Annotated in this window: 3 protein-coding genes; 2 read left to right on the forward strand and 1 reads right to left on the reverse strand. The window is 52.4% G+C overall.

Annotated features, from left to right (window positions below):
* Nucleotides 1-828: 828 nt before the first annotated feature.
* Nucleotides 829-1,038 (forward strand): hypothetical protein, encoded by a 210-nt coding sequence (locus VQ045_RS21550; protein WP_331831580.1) that lies wholly within the window; start codon nucleotides 829-831, stop codon nucleotides 1,036-1,038.
* Nucleotides 1,039-1,043: 5 nt separating this feature from the next.
* On the opposite strand, the gene VQ045_RS21555 is transcribed toward VQ045_RS21550, so the two are convergent.
* Complete coding sequence (locus tag VQ045_RS21555) at nucleotides 1,044-1,217, reverse strand: hypothetical protein (RefSeq protein WP_331831581.1); 174 nt, start codon at nucleotides 1,215-1,217, stop codon at nucleotides 1,044-1,046.
* Between VQ045_RS21555 and VQ045_RS21560 the strand changes: the two genes are divergently transcribed.
* On the forward strand, nucleotides 1,216-2,031 hold the full coding sequence (locus VQ045_RS21560; RefSeq protein WP_331831582.1) for a DUF3800 domain-containing protein: 816 nt from the start codon (nucleotides 1,216-1,218) through the stop codon (nucleotides 2,029-2,031). The genes VQ045_RS21555 and VQ045_RS21560 overlap by 2 nt on opposite strands.
* The last annotated feature ends 229 nt before the right edge of the window (nucleotides 2,032-2,260 follow it).

The following is a 2,260-nucleotide window of genomic DNA, read 5'->3' on the forward strand; positions in this document are numbered from 1 at the left end:
CCCATCAGCGCCAAAATGCCGAAAAGTTCATTGCCCCTGCATCGAGGGCCGCGTAACGTTCAACCCGGCATCGCCGCTCAACGAAGTTCAACAAACTTCGGGACATCCCCCGTTCTGGTATGTGAACTCCCGCCTTTCCCCGAGAGAGGCCGTAAATGTCCTTTGGCCACTCATGGACATGAACGACACCATTTATGTCGCCGATTGCACTAACAACAATTCCGCTTGGGAAAATCTCGGAGATGCGGTTTCGAAGCGGATTAGGGACGAGTGGAATACCTAATCCGATTTCCAGAACGGCGGCCGTGGCGACCATAGGGGAAGCCGTCTACATGGACCACAATCCCGAGCAAGATGGCAATCGCCGATATAATCTTCAATTTCATCTGGCGCTCCATCAAAAAAGCCCGGCTAACTGGCCGGGCAAGGTTGCATCTGCGAACAACGAATCGCGAATCGGTTGCAGCGCAATAAGTCTGGTCATTCCCTCCCGAATCGCGCTATGCACGCCGTAGCGTGTGTGTTGAACGCGCTCTAGGTTGCTCGGGAGGAAACGGTCAACCATTTGAAATTGTTAATTATTTGCGAACGTGATGGACAACTGTCCACCGCGCAACTTCTTGCGCCTTGAAACCTGAACCAAAATCGACTTAGTCATTGGGGGCCGGATAAGCAGAAGCCCCCGCACGTCCAAGTAACGAGGGCTTCCGTTTTGATCCCGCACGGTCAATGCCGAGCGCGGGATGTGTGGGTACTGCAGGCTCTTTGTGAGTCAATTTTCCCATATCGTCAAGCTCGGCATCGTTTCAAGAGCGAAAGGCTCTCACGATGACGCACGCCTACAACATGCCGTCCTACCAGCTTACTTTCGATGACGCGGTCCAGGTCCATTTGATGTTGATGGATGGCTGGTTCGCCAACCGGATCGCGGCACATTTCGATGTGAACCCCGGCCGTATCAGCGATGTGAAGTTCGGCCGCCTTCACGAAGGCAGCTACGAAGATGCTATGAAGCGTCGCCGCTCCGCAGCCGCCTAGGCTGATTATTTCCGGGCGGCTTTCTCGTGGTCGCCCGGCTTTCCGTCTTTTGCGGTCGGCGCCTTCGCAATGTCTTTTAGCGCGGCGTCGAAACGATCTTCGCTCTCGTCACATCCGAGTTCGCGGGAAGCCTCGCGGAACTTGTCAATTTGAGGCTTATCGACCAGGGGGTCGCCCATGGCACATTCCTTTACCGTCTACATCGATGAATCAGGCGATGAAGGCTTCACCTTCCGAGACTACCCGAACAAAGGGAGTACCGACTGGTTCGTTCTTTCGGCGATCATAACACCGTCCTATCGGGATCACGAGATACGGACTATTGCTGCGAATATGAGAAGGGCGATTGGGCTCCCTGAAAAGGGGCTAATACATTTCAAGGATTTATCTCACGAGAAACGAGTCCGAGCAGTAGGCGACATTGCTGCATCACACGTAGCAATAACCAGTATCCTCGTGAATAAACGGGAGATAAATCAACCGCACGTATTCACGGCTCAGCCGTTCCGTTTGTACTTCTATGCGGCCCGCCTTCTAATTGAGAGATTATCTTGGTATTGTCGAGACTACGCACGCGATAACCGGCTAGAGAACCCTGAAGCACGTATTATCTTCGAGCATCGGAAGCGCCTGTCCTATGACAAGCTCAGAAACTATCTCCGCACCCTTCATGTTGCGAACCAAGCTGACGAGTACCTCCAACTCTTAACACGCGATGTCCGGGTACATTGGCCAGCTATTAATATTGGTAAAATAGAGGCCGCACAGAAGCATGACTATGCTGGACTACAGATTGCGGATTGCGTCGCAAGCGGTCTTCGTTGGGCGTTGGAGAAGAATCAATATGGTAATACAGAGCATCGTTTCGCTAAAATGTTTCTACATAGAACCTACCGCCACACAAAATACACGAGCTACGGACTAAAATTCTTCCCGCATGGCCCGGATGACGCTGAGGAATGCTCACACTGGATAAAGAAACACTACAAGTAAGGGAGAGGGTGGTGGCCCCCCGGACCGAGAAAGTGGGATTGCTCCCCTCAGGTACCCCGGCGCTTGACCACCGCTAAGAATCTAGTCCAATCCGGCGCAGATTTCAATCTCCTTTCTCCGTCTTAGTGTCGGTCCACAAAGAAGTTGAATGATATGAATCGTTTGTGATTCCATGCTGTTGATTTGATTCGACGAGGGCATGGAAGCGATGTGGACGAAAGCAAACCGC

It is taken from the genome of Aurantimonas sp. E1-2-R+4, from assembly GCF_036549515.1.
Taxonomy (GTDB): domain Bacteria; phylum Pseudomonadota; class Alphaproteobacteria; order Rhizobiales; family Rhizobiaceae; genus Aurantimonas; species Aurantimonas coralicida_A.

What these genes read in the sequence shown, in the direction of transcription:
- VQ045_RS21550 (WP_331831580.1), top strand. Translation starts at nt 829, where the DNA reads ATGACGCACGCCTACAACATGCCGTCCTACCAGCTTACTTTCGATGAC.
- VQ045_RS21560 (WP_331831582.1), top strand. Translation starts at nt 1,216, where the DNA reads ATGGCACATTCCTTTACCGTCTACATCGATGAATCAGGCGATGAAGGC.
- VQ045_RS21555 (WP_331831581.1), bottom strand. Translation starts at nt 1,217, where the DNA reads ATGGGCGACCCCCTGGTCGATAAGCCTCAAATTGACAAGTTCCGCGAG.